15 protein-coding genes are annotated in these 15,224 nt (G+C 64.7%); 6 read left to right on the top strand and 9 right to left on the bottom strand.

The genetic code is table 11. The features are described from left to right. Positions 1 to 174 precede the first annotated feature (174 nt). Together NKJ09_RS29390 and NKJ09_RS29385 are read right to left on the bottom strand one after the other, a co-directional pair. Positions 175 to 1,584: an ATP-binding protein gene (locus NKJ09_RS29390; RefSeq protein ID WP_352496078.1), complete on the bottom strand. Its 1,410-nt coding sequence runs from the start codon at positions 1,582 to 1,584 to the stop codon at positions 175 to 177. Beyond that, positions 1,581 to 2,297, bottom strand: a complete 717-nt coding sequence (locus NKJ09_RS29385) for a response regulator (protein ID WP_023719226.1) — start codon at positions 2,295 to 2,297, stop codon at positions 1,581 to 1,583. The genes NKJ09_RS29390 and NKJ09_RS29385 overlap by 4 nt, the downstream gene beginning before the upstream one ends. A gap of 237 nt (positions 2,298 to 2,534) precedes the next feature. Here NKJ09_RS29385 and NKJ09_RS29380 point away from each other — a divergent pair, with 237 nt between their 5' ends. From NKJ09_RS29380 to clpS, 3 genes are all read left to right on the top strand, one after another. Beyond that, positions 2,535 to 2,879, top strand: coding sequence for a hypothetical protein (locus NKJ09_RS29380; RefSeq protein ID WP_023719225.1), 345 nt, complete (start codon positions 2,535 to 2,537; stop codon positions 2,877 to 2,879). 36 nt (positions 2,880 to 2,915) lie between these two features. Beyond that, a complete protein-coding gene (locus tag NKJ09_RS29375; RefSeq protein ID WP_023719224.1) occupies positions 2,916 to 3,131 on the top strand; it encodes a hypothetical protein in 216 nt (71 codons plus the stop codon). 255 nt (positions 3,132 to 3,386) lie between these two features. Then, positions 3,387 to 3,692, top strand: coding sequence for an ATP-dependent Clp protease adapter ClpS (gene clpS / locus NKJ09_RS29370; RefSeq protein ID WP_023719223.1), 306 nt, complete (start codon positions 3,387 to 3,389; stop codon positions 3,690 to 3,692). Positions 3,693 to 3,732: 40 nt separating this feature from the next. Here the strand turns inward: clpS and NKJ09_RS29365 are convergent, their stop codons facing one another. The 4 genes from NKJ09_RS29365 to NKJ09_RS29350 are packed head-to-tail and all read right to left on the bottom strand — an operon-like array spanning position 3,733 to position 10,561. Beyond that, complete coding sequence (locus tag NKJ09_RS29365; RefSeq protein WP_023719222.1) at positions 3,733 to 5,820, bottom strand: membrane protein; 2,088 nt, start codon at positions 5,818 to 5,820, stop codon at positions 3,733 to 3,735. A 3-nt stretch (positions 5,821 to 5,823) separates the two neighbouring features. Then, a complete protein-coding gene (locus tag NKJ09_RS29360; RefSeq protein ID WP_352496079.1) occupies positions 5,824 to 8,646 on the bottom strand; it encodes a DUF4159 domain-containing protein in 2,823 nt (940 codons plus the stop codon). Next, positions 8,643 to 9,557 carry a DUF58 domain-containing protein gene (locus NKJ09_RS29355; RefSeq protein WP_352496080.1) on the bottom strand — a complete coding sequence of 305 codons (915 nt, stop codon included), beginning with the start codon at positions 9,555 to 9,557 and terminating at the stop codon, positions 8,643 to 8,645. The genes NKJ09_RS29360 and NKJ09_RS29355 overlap by 4 nt, the downstream gene beginning before the upstream one ends. Continuing rightward, positions 9,557 to 10,561, bottom strand: coding sequence for an AAA family ATPase (locus tag NKJ09_RS29350; RefSeq protein WP_023719219.1), 1,005 nt, complete (start codon positions 10,559 to 10,561; stop codon positions 9,557 to 9,559). The genes NKJ09_RS29355 and NKJ09_RS29350 overlap by 1 nt, the downstream gene beginning before the upstream one ends. Positions 10,562 to 10,706: 145 nt before the next feature. Here NKJ09_RS29350 and NKJ09_RS29345 point away from each other — a divergent pair, with 145 nt between their 5' ends. Genes NKJ09_RS29345 through NKJ09_RS29335 form a run of 3 tightly spaced genes read left to right on the top strand, consistent with a single transcriptional unit; the run spans position 10,707 to position 13,247 of the window. Beyond that, entirely contained in the window at positions 10,707 to 11,336 is a 630-nt protein-coding gene (locus tag NKJ09_RS29345) for a DUF1285 domain-containing protein (RefSeq protein ID WP_023719218.1), read from the top strand. Positions 11,337 to 11,349: 13 nt separating this feature from the next. Beyond that, entirely contained in the window at positions 11,350 to 11,982 is a 633-nt protein-coding gene (locus NKJ09_RS29340; RefSeq protein ID WP_352496081.1) for a CoA pyrophosphatase, read from the top strand. Then, positions 11,979 to 13,247: a CCA tRNA nucleotidyltransferase gene (locus NKJ09_RS29335; protein ID WP_352496082.1), complete on the top strand. Its 1,269-nt coding sequence runs from the start codon at positions 11,979 to 11,981 to the stop codon at positions 13,245 to 13,247. Before NKJ09_RS29340 ends, NKJ09_RS29335 begins: the two co-directional genes overlap by 4 nt. Positions 13,248 to 13,250: 3 nt before the next feature. On the opposite strand, the gene NKJ09_RS29330 is transcribed toward NKJ09_RS29335, so the two are convergent. The 3 genes from NKJ09_RS29330 to hemF form a co-directional block, all read right to left on the bottom strand. Further along, positions 13,251 to 13,436 carry a DUF1059 domain-containing protein gene (locus NKJ09_RS29330; RefSeq protein WP_023679490.1) on the bottom strand — a complete coding sequence of 62 codons (186 nt, stop codon included), beginning with the start codon at positions 13,434 to 13,436 and terminating at the stop codon, positions 13,251 to 13,253. Positions 13,437 to 13,722: 286 nt separating this feature from the next. Next, positions 13,723 to 13,983, bottom strand: a complete 261-nt coding sequence (locus NKJ09_RS29325; RefSeq protein WP_023679489.1) for a DUF1344 domain-containing protein — start codon at positions 13,981 to 13,983, stop codon at positions 13,723 to 13,725. 258 nt (positions 13,984 to 14,241) lie between these two features. Continuing rightward, entirely contained in the window at positions 14,242 to 15,156 is a 915-nt protein-coding gene (gene hemF / locus NKJ09_RS29320) for an oxygen-dependent coproporphyrinogen oxidase (RefSeq protein WP_023719215.1), read from the bottom strand. Between the last annotated feature and the right edge of the window lie 68 nt (positions 15,157 to 15,224).

The following is a 15,224-nucleotide window of genomic DNA, read 5'->3' as shown; positions in this document are numbered from 1 at the left end:
GGCCGCCGATGCTGCCAAAGTTCCCATCAGCCATCGCATCAAGAAATGCGCCTGGAACGACGACTATCTCATCAATGCCATCACTCATATGCGATAGCCCTGCACCTGTGGGGGAGATGTCCGGCAGGACAGAGGGGGGCGCGAAGGAACGCCAGCTTAGCCCGATACCGCAAGCTAAACCGCCAGCGGCAGGCGCAGCTCCGTCAACAGGCCGCCATCGGGATGGTTGGACAGGCTGACTTCGCCGCCGGCGCCGCGGGCGATATTGCGGGCTATGGTCAGGCCGAGGCCGAGGCCGCCGGTCTGGCGGTTGCGCGACTGGTCCAGGCGTACGAACGAGCCGAACACGGCGTCGAGCTCGGCCTGCGGTATGCCCGGCCCCTCGTCGCGGATCGCCAGCGCGATGATCCTGTCCGATTGGCGCAGGTTGAGATGCGCCTTCTTGCCATAGGTCACCGCGTTCTGGACGAGATTGGTGACGCAGCGCCGGAGCGCGACTGGGCGCGCTATGCAGATCAGGCCGCGCGAGCGCGCATCGTCATTGTCGAACGAAACCTCTTTGTAGCCGTCGGCGACCGATTCGACGAGCGACCAGAAATCGATCCTCTCGCTCTTCTCCTCGGTCACCTCGAAAGTGGCGAAGTCGATGACCGAGCTGGCAATGCCTTCGATGTCGGCGAGGTCGTGCCCCAGTGCGGCGCGAATGGTCGAATTCCTGAGCAGTTCGAGGCGCAGCCGCATCCTGGTCAGTGGCGTGCGCAGGTCGTGCGCGAGCGCCGCAGCGAGGTGCTCGCGGTCCTCGACATAGGCGCGCAGCCTTGCCTGCATGGCATTGACCGCCTTCGCCGCGGTACGCACCTCGCGGCTGCCGCTCTCGGCGATCGGCGGGCTCTTCAGGTCCTCGCCGATCCGCTTCACCGCGGTCTCCATCATCCGGTAGGGCGCCGTCAGCCGGCGCAGCGACCAGATCGAGGAAGCCACCACCAGCCCGGCGATCAAGGCATAGAGCGGCAGGCTATCGAAGCTCAGTATCGGCCCGGCCGGCGTGTTCGGTTCGGTGAAGTTCAGCCATTGGCCGTCGGCAAAGCGAAGCGAAGCGGTCAGCTTGTCGCTCTGGGCGAAATCGGCGGCCAGCACCAGCAGGTCGCGCTCGACCTGGCCAACATCGGGACCGGCGACCGTCCCACCGGGAGCGTCGGCTTCGTGCGTTGCCGGGTCGCGGCGGACCCGCGCGTCGGTGATGCCGAACTTCGATAGCCGACCGACCAATATGTCCTCCAATTCGGCCAACTCGTCGTCGCCGGCTATCGACGACGTGACGGCGGGCGTGCCGGAGACGGTGAGCGCGTAAGTGGCGTTGAACAGGCCGGAGGCCGTCGCCTTGCGCTGTTCCGGCGTAGCATCATGCATCAGCTGTACCAGCGAGAAGGCGCGGTCGTTGAGCCGGTAGAGATCGACGACTTCATTGGCGGCGGCACGGTCGCGCGAAACGATGTAGAGGGTCGCGATCTGGCTGATCAGCAGGCCGGCGATGACGATGAGCAGCACCCAGGCCGGCAGCGTTTGCGGCAGAATGCGTCTCATTCGGAGGTCGTCTCAGGCAGGAACTGATAGCCGCCGCTGCGCACCGTCAGGATCAGCTTCGGCGTTTTCGGGTCGTCCTCCATCTTGCGCCGCAGCCGGCTGACCAGAATGTCGACGCTGCGGTCGAAGCTGTAGCCGCTGTCGCCGCCGGACAGCTCGATGAGCTGCTCGCGGCTCAGTACGCGTTGCGCGCTCTTGACGAAGGTCTGCAGGAGATTGAATTCGGCCATCGTCAGCTCGATCCTGACGTCGCCGGGCGCCATCAACCGGCGGCGCGAACAGTCCATCGTCCAGCCGGCGAAATGGTAGATCTGCCGCGAAGCGGCACGTCGCGGTTCGGCGGTGCCATTACGCCTCAAGACGGCACGAATGCGTGCGAGCAGCTCGCGCGGATCGAAGGGTTTCGGCACGTAGTCGTCGGCGCCCATCTCCAGGCCGACGACGCGGTCGGTGGTCTCGGTGACCGCGGTCAGCATGATGATCGGTGTCGAATAATTGGCGCGCAACTCGCGGCAGAGCTCCAGGCCGCTCTTGCCGGGCAGCATGACGTCCAGAACGATCAGGTCGACCTGGGCGCGGCGCAGCACGGTCTCCATCTCGGTGCCGTCGGCGGCGACCGATGTATGCAGCCCTCGCTTCTGGAAAAATTCCTGAAGCAGGTCGCGAATGCCCTTGTCGTCGTCGACGATCAGTATGTGGGGGTCGGATTTCACAGGAAACCTGTCATTTGTGGATCGCCCAAGCGGTGCTTCGGCCGTCAGCCAGACGATAGAATTCAGGCCATAAGTTGGCCAGTGGAGATCGGCAGCTCGATCCGGGCCGCCCAGAAACAATCCAGAAACAAAATTCTACAATCCGGAAAAACTGCCGAAAAAAAACAAAGGCATAAGTGGTGCCGTGGCGGTCAGGTCATCGGCTGCGACACGCGTTACGGGATTACGGACAGACCAATGCAAAGGTTCTCGATCAGTCTGATGGGTGCGTTGCTTTCCATTTCGCTCGTCACGGCTGCGGTCGAACATGCCGATGCAAAGCTGGCCGATGCAAAGGCGGCCAATTCAAAGGCGGCCGATGCAAAGGTGGCGACCACCCGCAGCGAGCGTTGCATCGATCTGAACCGCCAGTTTGACGAAGCCCTCGAAACCCATGCCGCGGCAACGCAGGTCACCGCGGCGAAAGCACTTCAAAGAAAGGGAAACCGGTTCTGCGCCAACAAGAAACAGGCACAGGGAATCCGGATGCTCGCGAACGCTTTGAAGCTGCTTGGAGTGACACCGATCGATCCCGTTCAGTGACACTCAATCCGATCTGCACAAAAAGGAAGTGAAGCCATGAAAAAGTCCCTCCTCTCCGCCCTCGGTCTCGCCATCGCGCTGGCCCTCTCGATGCCGGTTCTCGGCGCCAGCAGCGCCAATGCCGCGACCACCACCCCGGCTGCGACGACAACGACGACCGCTGCGCCGGCTAAGGCCGTGAAGAAGGTCGCTGCCAAGAAGACCGTCAAGAAGCACAAGAAGCACGCGGTCAAGGCAGCTCCGAAGGCCTGATCAAGCGACATCTTCTGCCGTATGAGAAGACCGCTCCAGTTGCGATTTGCCTGGAGCGGTCATCTTTTGTTGGCGTGCAGACAGTACGGCCGGTCCCGGCCCACACCGCCGGTTGAACGCCAAACGGCAGTTCCCACATAGGCATGGATTTGTGAACTGCGCTCGCCGGGAAGCCGATCGCGCGCGGTTGAATGGACGACCGCTTTTGCCCATGTCAAAATGACCGCAAAGCTGTCGTACGCAATTGCCGGTCCAATGCCTGAAATCACGACAAAACCCCGTACCAGCACGAAGCCGAAGGTCGAACGGCCGAAGCTCTACAAGGTCATCCTGGTCAATGACGACTTCACGCCGCGCGAATTCGTCGTGACGGTGCTCAAGGCCGAGTTCAAGCTCAGTGAAGACCAGGCACATAGGGTTATGATCACCGCTCACCGGCGCGGCGTCTGTGTCGTCGCCGTCTTCACCAGGGATGTCGCCGAGACCAAGGCGGCGCGGGCAACCGATGCCGGCAAGGCTAAGGGCTACCCGCTGATGTTCACGACGGAGCCGGAGGAATAGAGCTCCTCCCTCGCCCCGTTTGCAGGGAGAGAGAAGGGAACTACCGTCCTTCGCGGTACCACATCGAGCCCATCGCCAGAAGCAGCAGACCGAGGCCGAGGAAGCCGCCGAACAGCGGCACGCGCGAGACGGCCTTGAGCACGCTGTCGTCGGTGGTGCGCAGGCCGATCCAGTCGTTGCCGGAGGCAGCGCCCGAGGCACGAACCGGGACGATGGAGGGCAGCGTGACAGTGCTGGTGAGATTGCCAATCGCCGAGGCCGGCGCCAGCCGGCGAACGCTGCCGCCGGTTGCCTCAGCCGGCGGTTTCAGCCGGTTCTCGGTGGAGACGACGTCGGTGAATTCCGGCGCGTTGACAGGCCCGACATGGGCCAATGCCGTCAGGTCGCCATTGCCGACCTGATAGAGACCGATTTCGCTGGTCTCGACGCTGCCGAGGAAGACGCCTGGCTCGGATTTCTCGAGCCTGACGATCAGTGCCTTGCCGGACGGCGTGATGACCTGCGCCGGGCCGGGGTCGTCGCTCATCGTCTGGCGGCGAATTTCAAGCACCATGCCGCGGCCGTCGGCGGTCAGCCGCTCCTCCTCGAGTTCGGGCTCCTTCATCAGCCAGTGGGCGATGCGTCGGTAGAGCTGGACATGCGGGCCGCCGCCCTCGAAGCCGCGCGCCCATAGCCAGCCCTGATCGGACAAAAGCATGCCGACGCGGCCTTCGCCCTTGCGGTCGAGCAGCAGCAGCGGCCGGTTGTCGGCGCCCTTCATCACCACCTCGCCCTCGGGGTTCTCGACGCCGATGGTGCGGAACCAGCGGCTCCAGTGCGGCGGCTCGGTTGCGGAGCCGTCGAGCCCGCGCGTGACCGGATGGCGCTGGCCGGTATCGGTGAGACGTGGGTAGAAGGCCTTGTCGATGACCTCGCCGGTCGGCATTGCCGGCAGCGCCGACATCAGCGGCGTGCGGGCGATCGAGCTTTCGCCGGCATATTCGGGGCCTGCCGCGATTAGCAGCGCGCCGCCTTTTTCGACATATTCGGAAATGTAGTCGTAATAGAGGATCGGCAGCACGTCGCGGTGCTGATAGCGGTCGAAGATGATCAGGTCGAAATCCTTGATCTTCTCGACGAACAGCTCGCGTGTCGGGAAGGCGATCAGCGACAACTCGTTGATCGGCGTGCCGTCCTGCTTTTCCGGTGGGCGCAGGATGGTGAAGTGCACGAGGTCGACCGAAGCGTCGGATTTCAGCAAATTGCGCCAGGTGCGCTCGCCGGCATGTGGTTCGCCGGACACGAGCAGCACGCGCAGATTTTCGCGGATGCCGTCGATCAGCGCGATGGCGCGGTTGTTGGTATCGGTGAGTTCGCCCGGTTCGTGGTCGATGGCGAGTTCGACGATGTTGCGCCCGGCGCTGGGAATGGTCACCTGCAGCGGCATCGCCTGGCCGATGTTGGCGTGCTCGACCGATACCTGCTCGCCGTTGACCGATACGCGGACATCGACCGGGCCGGTTTCGTTGTTGGTGGCGATGACGCGATAGGTCATGTCGAGCGGCTTGCCGACGAGGCCGAAGCGCGGCGCATTCTCGAAGCGGATGCGACGGTCCTTTTCATGGTCGTTGCCGGTAATCAGCGCATGCAGAGGGGCATTGAAGTCGGGTGCGCCAAGCGGCGCGTCATGCACCTCGCCGTCGGTGATCATGATGGCGCCGCCAATGCGCGACGGCGGCACGTCTCGGAAAGCATTTTCGAGCGAGGAAAACAACCGCGTCTCGGTGCGCTCGTCGGCGGCTTCGGACTTGCCGGCTTCGACGACACGGACGTCGAACTGCTTGAAGCGGCCGAGACGCTGCTGAAGCCCGGCCAAGGCCGCGTCGGTCTGCTTGGTGCGGTCGCCTATATCCTGGCTCTGGCTGCGATCGACGACGACGGCGACGATACTTTTCAGCGGCTCGCGCTCTTCGTCGAGGAATACCGGATTGAGCAACGCCGCAGCCAGCGCAATCAGGGCTGCCAGGCGGAAGATCGCGCCGCGTTGGCGAAACCAAAGGCCGACCAGCGCCAGCAGCAGCAGCGGCAACAGAACCACGGCGAGCAGCGGCCAAGTGATGAGCGGTTCGAAGGCGAGCGACCAATTCATGGTCTATTGCCCCAGCCGTTCGAGCAGCACCGGGACGTGCACCTGGTCGGATTTGTAGTTGCCGGTCAGCATGTACATCATGATGTTGACGCCGGCGCGCAGCGCATAGATGCGCTGCATCGGATCCGACGGCACGGTCGGCAATAGCGGGTCGCCATTCTCGTCGACCGCCCAGGCGCCGGCGAAATCATTGGCGGTGATCATGATCGGGGACACGCCGTCGCCGGTGCGCACCGGGCGGTTCTCCGTGTTGCTGGCTTCGAGCGATGCCTCGACCCAAAGCGGGCTGCCGGCAAAGCGGCCGGGAAACTCTGGAAGGATATAGAAGGATTTGGTCAGCACGTGGTCCGACGGCACCGGTTCCAGCGGTGGCACGTTGAGGTTGCCGAGGATGTCGCGCAGCCGCTCCGTTGCGGGGCTGGTCGAATCCGCACCAATGCCATTGGCGAACTGGTCGCGGGTGTCGAACAAGACCGTTCCGCCCTGCTGCATGTAGGCGTCGATACGGGCGACGGCGGCCTCGCTCGGCATCGGGGCGGCGGGATCGATCGGCCAGTAGATCAGCGGGTAGAAGGACAGTTCGTCCTTCGAGATGTCGACGCCGGCCGGTGCTCCGGGTTCGAGCGCGGTTTTTTCGATGAGAAAGCGGGTCAGGCCTTCGAGCCCGGCGCGGCTGATCGAGTCGACACCCGGCTCGCCGGTCAGCACATAGGCGATCCGGGTCTTTGAAATGTCCCCGATCGCCTCCGTATCTCCCGGTTTGGCGTCGTCGGCACGCGCGACGTCCGCGTGGCCAATCAAGGCGCCGAGCGCAATCAGCAGGATGGCTGCCGTCGCCGCAGCACCGGGACGGCGCGGCCGGCGCGACAACAGGCCGCCCATCCAGAATACGGCAAGCGTGTCGAGCACCATCAGCACCAAGGCCGCCGTGACCAGCGGACCTTTGAGGTTGCGCTGCTCGTCGAAGGCATACTGGACGGTGGTGACCGGCAGGGTGATCTCAGGCCGGGCCAGGGGCGTGAATGCGCTGTCGCCACCGAGCAGATTGTGAGCGAATACCCCCGTCTCGGAGCCGTAGAGGCCGGGCGGGTTTTCCAGCGTCACCGGCAGCGGGCCGGCGCCGGGCACCAGCGGCCTGGCATCCGGCGTCGGCGGGACCAGCGTGCCGTCGGCGGCGATCATGCGATAGGGTGCCAGCGACGTGGCGGCGGCTTCGGCATTGGCGACCGCCGCTCCCTGGTTGCGCGACAGTTGCACGATGCGCCGCAGCATCTCGACGAAGCTGCCGGAGATCGGCAGGTTGGACCATGTCGCCTCGGGGGTGACGTGGAACAGCACGAGCGTACCCTTGTCCTTCTTCATCCCGGTCACCAGCGGCGTACCGTCGGCAAGGGTGGCCCAGGTGCGCTCGACAATATCGGGCGTCGGTTCGGCCAGCACCTGCCTGGTGACGGTGACCTCGGTGGGCGGCGCGAGGTCGGCGAAGGGGCCGGTTTTCGGGAATTCGGTGACCGGCTGCGGCGCCCTCCATGACAGCGCGCCGCCCAGCGAGCGCTCGCCTGTGCGGAGCCGGACCGGCAGCAGGTCGTCGTCATTGCCGGCAGCGGCCAGCCGCGAACCGGCAAAACGCACCAGCGTGCCGCCCTTGTCGACCCAGTCGACCAGCCTTTCCCGGGCCTGTTCCGGAATGGTGCCGACATCGGCCATGACGATCATCGCCGGTTTCTGATCGAGCAGTTGCGGGATGGCATCGGCGAGATCGACGCTGGACGGCTCGACGAGATCGGCGAAGGGCTGCAGGGCGCGGCGGATGTAGTAGAGCGGCGACAGCAGCGGTTGCGCCTGGTCGGCCTCGGCCTGCGACAGCAGCCCGACGCGGCGGCGTTTCGAGCTCTCATCGAGCACGCGGACGGCACCGGCCTGGCGTTCGCCATCGAGCGCGATGTAGGCGAAGTCGTTGCGGAGTTCGAACGGCACCGCCATCGTGGCGGTGGCGGTGGTTACGCCCGGGGCAAAGGTCAGCGTCGCGTCGGCGATGCGGCGGCCCTTGTCGTCGAAGGCGCCGGCCGTCACCTGTGCAGGTGCTGGATCGCCCGGTGCGCGGATGGCGGTCAGGGCGAAGCCGTCGACCTGGTTATCGGCGCCGGTCAGGCCGGTCAGCGACAGTCGGTCGGAGACAGCCCAGACGACGCGTGCTGCGTTCTTCGACAACAGCGTGTTGAAGGCGGCTTCGTCGCCTTGCGCCGCCAGGCCATCGGCGAGCACGGCAACGCTGGTGCCCGGCAGCGACTCCAGGGCTGATGCGACGCGGGCATAGACGGCGGGGCGGTCGGTCGGGATCGGGCGCGGCTTTGCCGCGCGCAGCCGGTTGAGCGCGGCAGCGGCATCGAAGGGACCGATCTCGGCATTCGGCTTCTCGGCGGTGAAAGCGATGAGCACCGGCACACCGTTCGAATTGGCATCGGTGATCAGCCGCTCGGCGGTGGCGACGCGCTTACCCCAGTCGGCGGCACTTGCCCAGTCATTGTCGATCACCAGCGCCAGGGCAGCGCCCTCGGCCGGCAGCTTTTCGCGCGGGTTGAAGACGGGCTCGGCAAGTGCTGCCACGATAAGCGCGGCCATCAGCAGCCTGAGCAACGTCAGCCACCACGGGCTCTGCTGCGGCGTTTCTTCGCGCCTCAGCACGCGGGCGAGAATCCTGAGCGGCGGAAACACCTCGGTTTGCGGCCTGGGCGGGGTCAGCCGCAGAAGCCACCAGATCACCGGCAGCGCCAGCAGGCCCCACAGCACCATCGGCGCCCCGAAGGAGAGCGGCAGCCAACTCATGCGCGAGCCCTCCCAGCAAAGGCGCCCTCGGCGGTCATCGCCATGTGGATGCGCACCAGCGCCTCGGAGGCAAGGCGGTCGGTATGATTGACGGTAAAGCTCCAGCCAAGCCGTTTGCACCACGCGGCCAGTTCCTGGCGGCGGGCGGCATAAAGCAGGCGATATTCTTCGCCCAGCATTTCGGCGCGGCCGGCGGTCAGCTTGTCGCCGGTCTCAGGATCGGTGAATTCGGTGCGCCCCGCATAGGGGAAGCTTTCCTCGGCCGGATCGGCGACCTCGATCAGATGGGCGCGCACGCCGTGGCGGGCGGGCACGTCCAGCCAGGCTATGGTGTCCTCAACCGGGTCGAGGAAATCGCTGACGATGACGATGTCGCAGAAGCGGCGGATGCCGGACAGGTCGGGCTTTGCCGGCAGGTCGGCGGCGTGCATCAGTTGCGCCGCGATGCGCTCGGCGCCATTGCGGGCGGTGAACGGGTCGGTCAGGCCCGGCCAGGCAATGCGCTCGCCGCTGCGCGACAAAAGCTCGGCCATGGCCAGCGCCAGCACCAGAGCGCGCGACTCCTTGGAAACGCTGGCTCCGGTCGATTTGTAGAGCATGGAAGGCGAGGGGTCGGCCCACAGCCACACCGTATGGGCGGCCTCCCATTCGCGGTCGCGGACATAGGTGTGGTCGTCGCGCGCCGAGCGGCGCCAGTCGATGCGCGAGGAATCGCCTTCGACATAGGGCCGGAACTGCCAGAAATTCTCGCCGATGCCGCGCTTGCGACGGCCATGCCAGCCGGCAATCACCGTGTTGACGATGCGGCGCGCCTCGACCAGCAGGTCCGGCACCAGGGAAGCCCGCAACCGGCCTCTGGCGAGCGCATCGCGCGTCGCTGTCGGTGCCTGCGCTTCACCGATGCGCGCCATCAAATCCCTTTCGCGAGCTTCGCCACGACGTCGCGTACCGTGGTGCCCTCGGCGCGGGCGGCGAAGGTCAGCGCCATGCGGTGCTGCAGCACCGGCTCGGCCAGTGCGCGGACATCGTCGACCGACGGCGCCAGCCGGCCGTCATAGAGGGCGCGGGCGCGGGCGCACAGCGTCAGCGCCTGACTGGCGCGCGGGCCCGGGCCCCAGGCGACGTGCTTGTCGGTATCGGCGTTGCCCTGGCCGGGACGCGCCGAGCGCACCAGCTTGAGGATCGCCTCGACGACGCTTTCAGGCACCGGCATGCGGCGGATGAGCGTCTGGATGTCCTTCAGCCGCGTCGGCTGCAGCACGTTTTCGGCCTTGGCATCCTCGATGCCGGTGGTTTCCAGCAGGATGCGGCGCTCCGCCTCGATCTCGGGGTAAAGGATGTCGACCTGCATCAGGAAGCGGTCGAGCTGAGCCTCGGGCAGCGGATAGGTGCCCTCCTGCTCCAGCGGGTTCTGCGTCGCCAGAACATGGAACGGCGCCGGCAGGTCATGGCGCACGCCGGCAATGGTGACGTGGTATTCCTGCATCGACTGCAGCAGCGCCGACTGGGTGCGCGGCGAGGCGCGGTTGATCTCGTCGGCCATCAGCAGTTGCGCGAAGATCGGTCCGGAAATGAAGCGGAACGAACGCTTGCCGAATTCATCCTGCTCCATCACCTCTGAGCCGAGAATGTCGGATGGCATCAGGTCGGGCGTGAACTGGATGCGGCGCGAATCGAGGCCGAGCACGATGCCCAGCGTTTCGACCAGCTTGGTCTTGGCAAGGCCGGGCACCCCGACCAGCAGTGCATGGCCGCCTGCCAGCAATGCGACGAGCGTGCGCTCGACGACGCTTTCCTGGCCGAAGATGACCCGGCCGACGCCGTCGCGGACCCTCGAAATGTCAGCCAGCGCCTTCTCGGCCTGCGCCACCATGTCCTTTTCGCTGATCGGGCTTTCCTTGATCATAACGCTCATACAGCATCGATCCTTCTGGTTGGAAATACCGCTTGGCACCTTGGGGGCCGCAGAATGCCGCGATTCGGCCTCGCATGGCGCCTGCAAAGAACTTAAATCACAGACTTAGGCTGACAAGCGGAACAACAGTGACTATTTCGTGACCATGACAGAAGCCGCCGAGCATCGTGAAGAGAGCCTGACGGCCGCGACCGAGGCGCGTGGGCTAGAGGCGCTGGTCTCGCGCGCGACGCGCGCCGGCAAGGGGCCGGCGCCGGTGGAACGCTGGAATCCGGCATTTTGCGGCGATCTCGACATGGAGATCAAGCAGGACGGCACCTGGTTCTATCTGGGAACGCCGATCGGCCGGATGCCGCTGGTGCAGCTTTTCTCCTCGGTGCTGCGCAAGGACGACGACGGCAAGACCTATCTGGTGACGCCGGTGGAAAAGGTCGGCATCCGCGTCGCCGACGCGCCCTTCATCGCCGTCGAGATGGATGTGTCGGGCGCCGGCGACGGGCAAATCATCACCTTTCGTACCAATGTCGGCGATGTGGTCGAGGCTGGGGCGGAGCATCCGCTGCGATTCGTCGACGAGGACGAGACAGGTGGCCTGAAGCCCTATGTGCTGGTGCGCGGGCGGCTGGAAGCGCTGGTGGCGCGGCCAGTGATGTACGAGCTGGTCGAGCACGGCGAAGAGATCGACATCGGCGGCAAGACGATGTTTGCCGTCCGTTCCAAAGGCGAGGTCTATCCGATCATGCCGGCTGAGAAACTGAAACGGCTGAGCGCATGATGGACCGCCTATGATGGATCAGGTGACGCCGGTGCCATTTTCCGCCGCCGAGTTTCGCCAGCGCGTCGTGGCGCAGCCGCAGGCGCATGCCGGTGACGATTTTGGCGACCACCGCTTCAATCCGGGTCATCCCAGGCTGAAGCTGGCCAAGGCGCTGCGCGATGCCGCCGTGCTGATCCCGGTGGTCGACCATGGCCACGAGGCCACGGTCCTTTTGACCCGGCGGGCGGAAAAGCTGCGCAACCATTCAGGGCAGGTGGCTTTCCCCGGCGGAACCATCGATCCAACCGATGTGAGCCCGGAAGCGGCGGCATTGCGCGAGACGTTCGAGGAGATCGGTCTCGATGGGGATTATATCGAGATCCTCGGCCGCATGCCGGACTACGTCTCCGGCAGCGGCTATCGCATCGCCCCGGTGCTCGGGATTGTGCGGCCGGGTTTCAGCCTGACGCTGAATTCCGACGAAGTCGATGCCGTCTTCGAGGTGCCGCTGGGCTTTCTGATGGACCCCGCCAACCACACCAGGGACAGCCGCATGTGGAACGACCTCGAATGGTTCTTTTACGAGATGCCCTATGGCGGCCAGCGCATCTGGGGCGTTACTGCGGGCATCATCCGAACGCTTTATGAAAGGCTCTATTCGTGAGCGATCCGGTGTCGATCGCGGGCAAGGCCGGCTGGCTCGGCGAAAGCCACTTGCAGCGCTTGCTCGCCGCGCTGACTGACGGTGGCGAGGAGGCGCGTGTCGCCGGCGGTGCCGTGCGCAATGCGCTTATCGGACAGCCGGTTGCCGACATCGACATCGCCACCACCACAGTGCCCGAGGAAACCATCCGGCGCGCCGAGGCGGCAGGCTTCAAGACGGTGCCGACCGGCATCGAGCATGGCACCGTCACCGCGGTCGCCCACGGCAAGGCCTATGAAATCACCACGCTTCGTGCCGATATCGAAACCGACGGCCGCCGCGCCAAAGTGTCGTTCGGCCGCGACTGGAAAGCCGACGCGGAGCGGCGCGATTTCACCATCAATGCACTCTACGCCGAAGCTGACGGAACTGTCGTCGATCTGGTCGGCGGTATCGCCGATATCGAAGCGCGGCGGCTGCGCTTCATCGGCGATCCGGAAGCGCGCATCCGCGAGGATTATCTGCGCATCCTGCGTTTCTTCCGCTTTTTCGCCTGGTATGGGGACGGCAGGCCGGATGCCGAAGGGTTGAAGGCTTGCGCCCGGCTGAAGCAGGGGCTCGACCAGCTCTCGGTCGAGCGCGTCTGGTGGGAGTTGAAGAAATTGCTGTCAGCGCCAGATCCGTCGCGGGCGCTGCTGTGGATGCGCCAGGCCGGCGTTCTGACCGGCGTTTTGCCGGAAAGCGAGAAATGGGGCATTGATGCCATCCACGGGCTGACCAAGACCGAGAAGGATCTGGCCTGGGCGCCGGACCCGCTGCTCAGGCTGGAAGCCATCGTGCCGCCGGATGCCGCGCGCATGAAAACGCTTGCCGAGAGATTGAGGCTTTCCGTGAGCGAGGCAAGCCGCCTGCGGTACTGGGCGATGACAGCTGCCATCGATCCGAAAACAACCGAAGGAGAGTTGGCGAAAAAGCTCTATTCTGGCGACCGCCAAGGCTTTGTCGATCGGTTGCGGCTGTCGCTCGCTTCCGCTCGAGCCCGCGCGGTCGAAGACAATGACGCACTGCTCGAAGCCGGCGGCTTCTCGCGCCTGCTTGCCTTCGCCGCAAAATGGCAAAGCCCTGTTTTTCCGGTCAAGGGCGCCGATCTGACGACACTTGGCGCCTCACCGGGGCCGAAGCTTGGTGCAACGTTGAAGAATCTTGAAAAGGAATGGGTCGAGTCCGGTTTTGCGCTTGATCGCGGCGCGCTGCTCAAGCGCGCCGCAGAGGCACTCCAATCCTAACCATCACGCTGCGTCGCGGACCTTTTCGATGCGCGAGCGGATCGCCTCGATCATCGTCTCGCGGATCACCGTCTCGCCATGCGTCTCGCGCAGATGCTCGACGGCACGACGCATGACCTCTGCCTCCTCCTCGGCGCGTGTGTGCCACTCGCAGCCGGGTACGAGCGACCCGCAATGGAATTCCTTCATCGGCTTCTCCTCATTTCCTCCTTGGAGCGCCGCGCAGCGCACTGACACGGAAGCTCCAGACCTTTGATCTCGCGCATGATCTCGAAACCGGGTTCCGGCATTCGGGTTATACGCTGGCCAGCTAAGCATAACACGATCGAACGGTTTTGGTTGCCTTAGAGCGCCGCGCGTCCAACCCGACAAGCGGCGTTCTAGTGTACGGGTTTGCGAAAAGGCGGAGCATCGCTGCTCCGCCCTCTACGCTACCTCCGAGGCAAGACGTTGTCTTGCTCCAGCGGGCAGGCCATCACTTCACGATCTTGACTGCCTCGGCAATTTTGTCCTTGCCGCTCATATCCCACGTGACGCGGACCTTTTCGCCGACCTTCAGGCCAGGATCCTTGAAGGTCTGGGGCAACGTAAAGGTGGCTCCGTTATCCAGAACTAGGCTCATCGCCGTTCCATCAAAGCTTTTGATCGTGCCGGTGGTGTGCTTGACCGCGGCGAATGCGGCGGTACCAGAGGCGAGAACGGCAGCAGCGGCTGCGGTCATAATAAGCTTGCGCATGGCATGCTCTCCTGGAAAATGCGGGCACCTGCTTGGGAGAGGTACCCCACTTAATCATGGGCCGTCCGGTCACGTCGGGTCGCAGCTCTCGGGGGGTAAGAACCGCCGGCGTTTCCCGGCCCGACGCGACAAATAGCCCAATCTTTTCAATAGTATATTAGACGAAAAAGATATTTTCTGGCGCGCCTTGCGCCACATTCGCCGTCAAATTCTCGGGATTTGGACCCGATTGCGGCTCACGTCGCGCTCACCGAGATTTTACGGCCATTTCACCTCTGGCGGCAGGCTGGACAGGATCGAGGCGACATTGCCGCCGGTCTTCAGCCCGAAGATGGTGCCGCGATCGTGAAGCAAGTTGAATTCGACATAGCGGCCGCGGCGGATGAGCTGCTCGTCACGGTCGCCATCGGTCCAGTTGTCGTTGAAGTTGGCGCGCACCAGATGCCCGTAGACGACGAGAAAGGATCGCCCGACATCCTGGACGAAGTTGAAATCGGCGTCCCAGCCGCCTTTGTCCTCGCCCGAATGCAGCCAGTCGAAGAAGATACCGCCGGTGCCGCGTGGCTCGTCGCGGTGCGGCAGGTAAAAGTACTCGTCGCACCAGGCCTTGAATTTCGCGAAGTCGGCGATCGCCGCGTTCTTCTCGCAGGCAAATTGCATCGCCCTGTGGAAGGCGATCGTGTCGGGGTCGTCCTGGCTGCGGCGGCGATCGAGCACCGGTGTCAGGTCGGCGCCGCCGCCGAACCACAGGCGCGATGTGACGACCATGCGCGTGTTCATATGCACGGCCGGCACGTTGGGGTTCCACGGATGGGCGATCAGCGAAATGCCGCTCGCCCAGAAGGACGGGTCGTCGTCGGCGCCCGGCATCTGCTTCCTGAACTCGGGCGAGAATTCGCCATGAACGGTCGAGGTGTGGACGCCGACCTTTTCGAAGACGCGGCCATGCATCATCGACATGATACCGCCGCCACCGTTGCCGGCATCGCGTTGCCACGGCGTCTTTTCGAAGCGGCCGGGCGACCAGCTGGCCTGCGGCCCCTGCAGGTCCTGCTCGATCTGCTCGAAGCTGGCGCAGATGCGCTCGCGCAACGTCTCGAACCACAGCCGTGCCTTCGTCTTCTTCTGTTCGATGTCGGCTGGCAGCCCCGCCGGTATCTCGGGTCGTTGCAAATGCTGTCTCCGGTTGCGGGCGCGCCCGACAAATGACTCGTCTTTTCCGGCCGCGATCCCTAATCTCT

Source organism: Mesorhizobium sp. M0189, from assembly GCF_040322135.1.
GTDB lineage: Bacteria > Pseudomonadota > Alphaproteobacteria > Rhizobiales > Rhizobiaceae > Mesorhizobium.
This window is presented reverse-complemented; position numbering and strand designations above follow the sequence as displayed.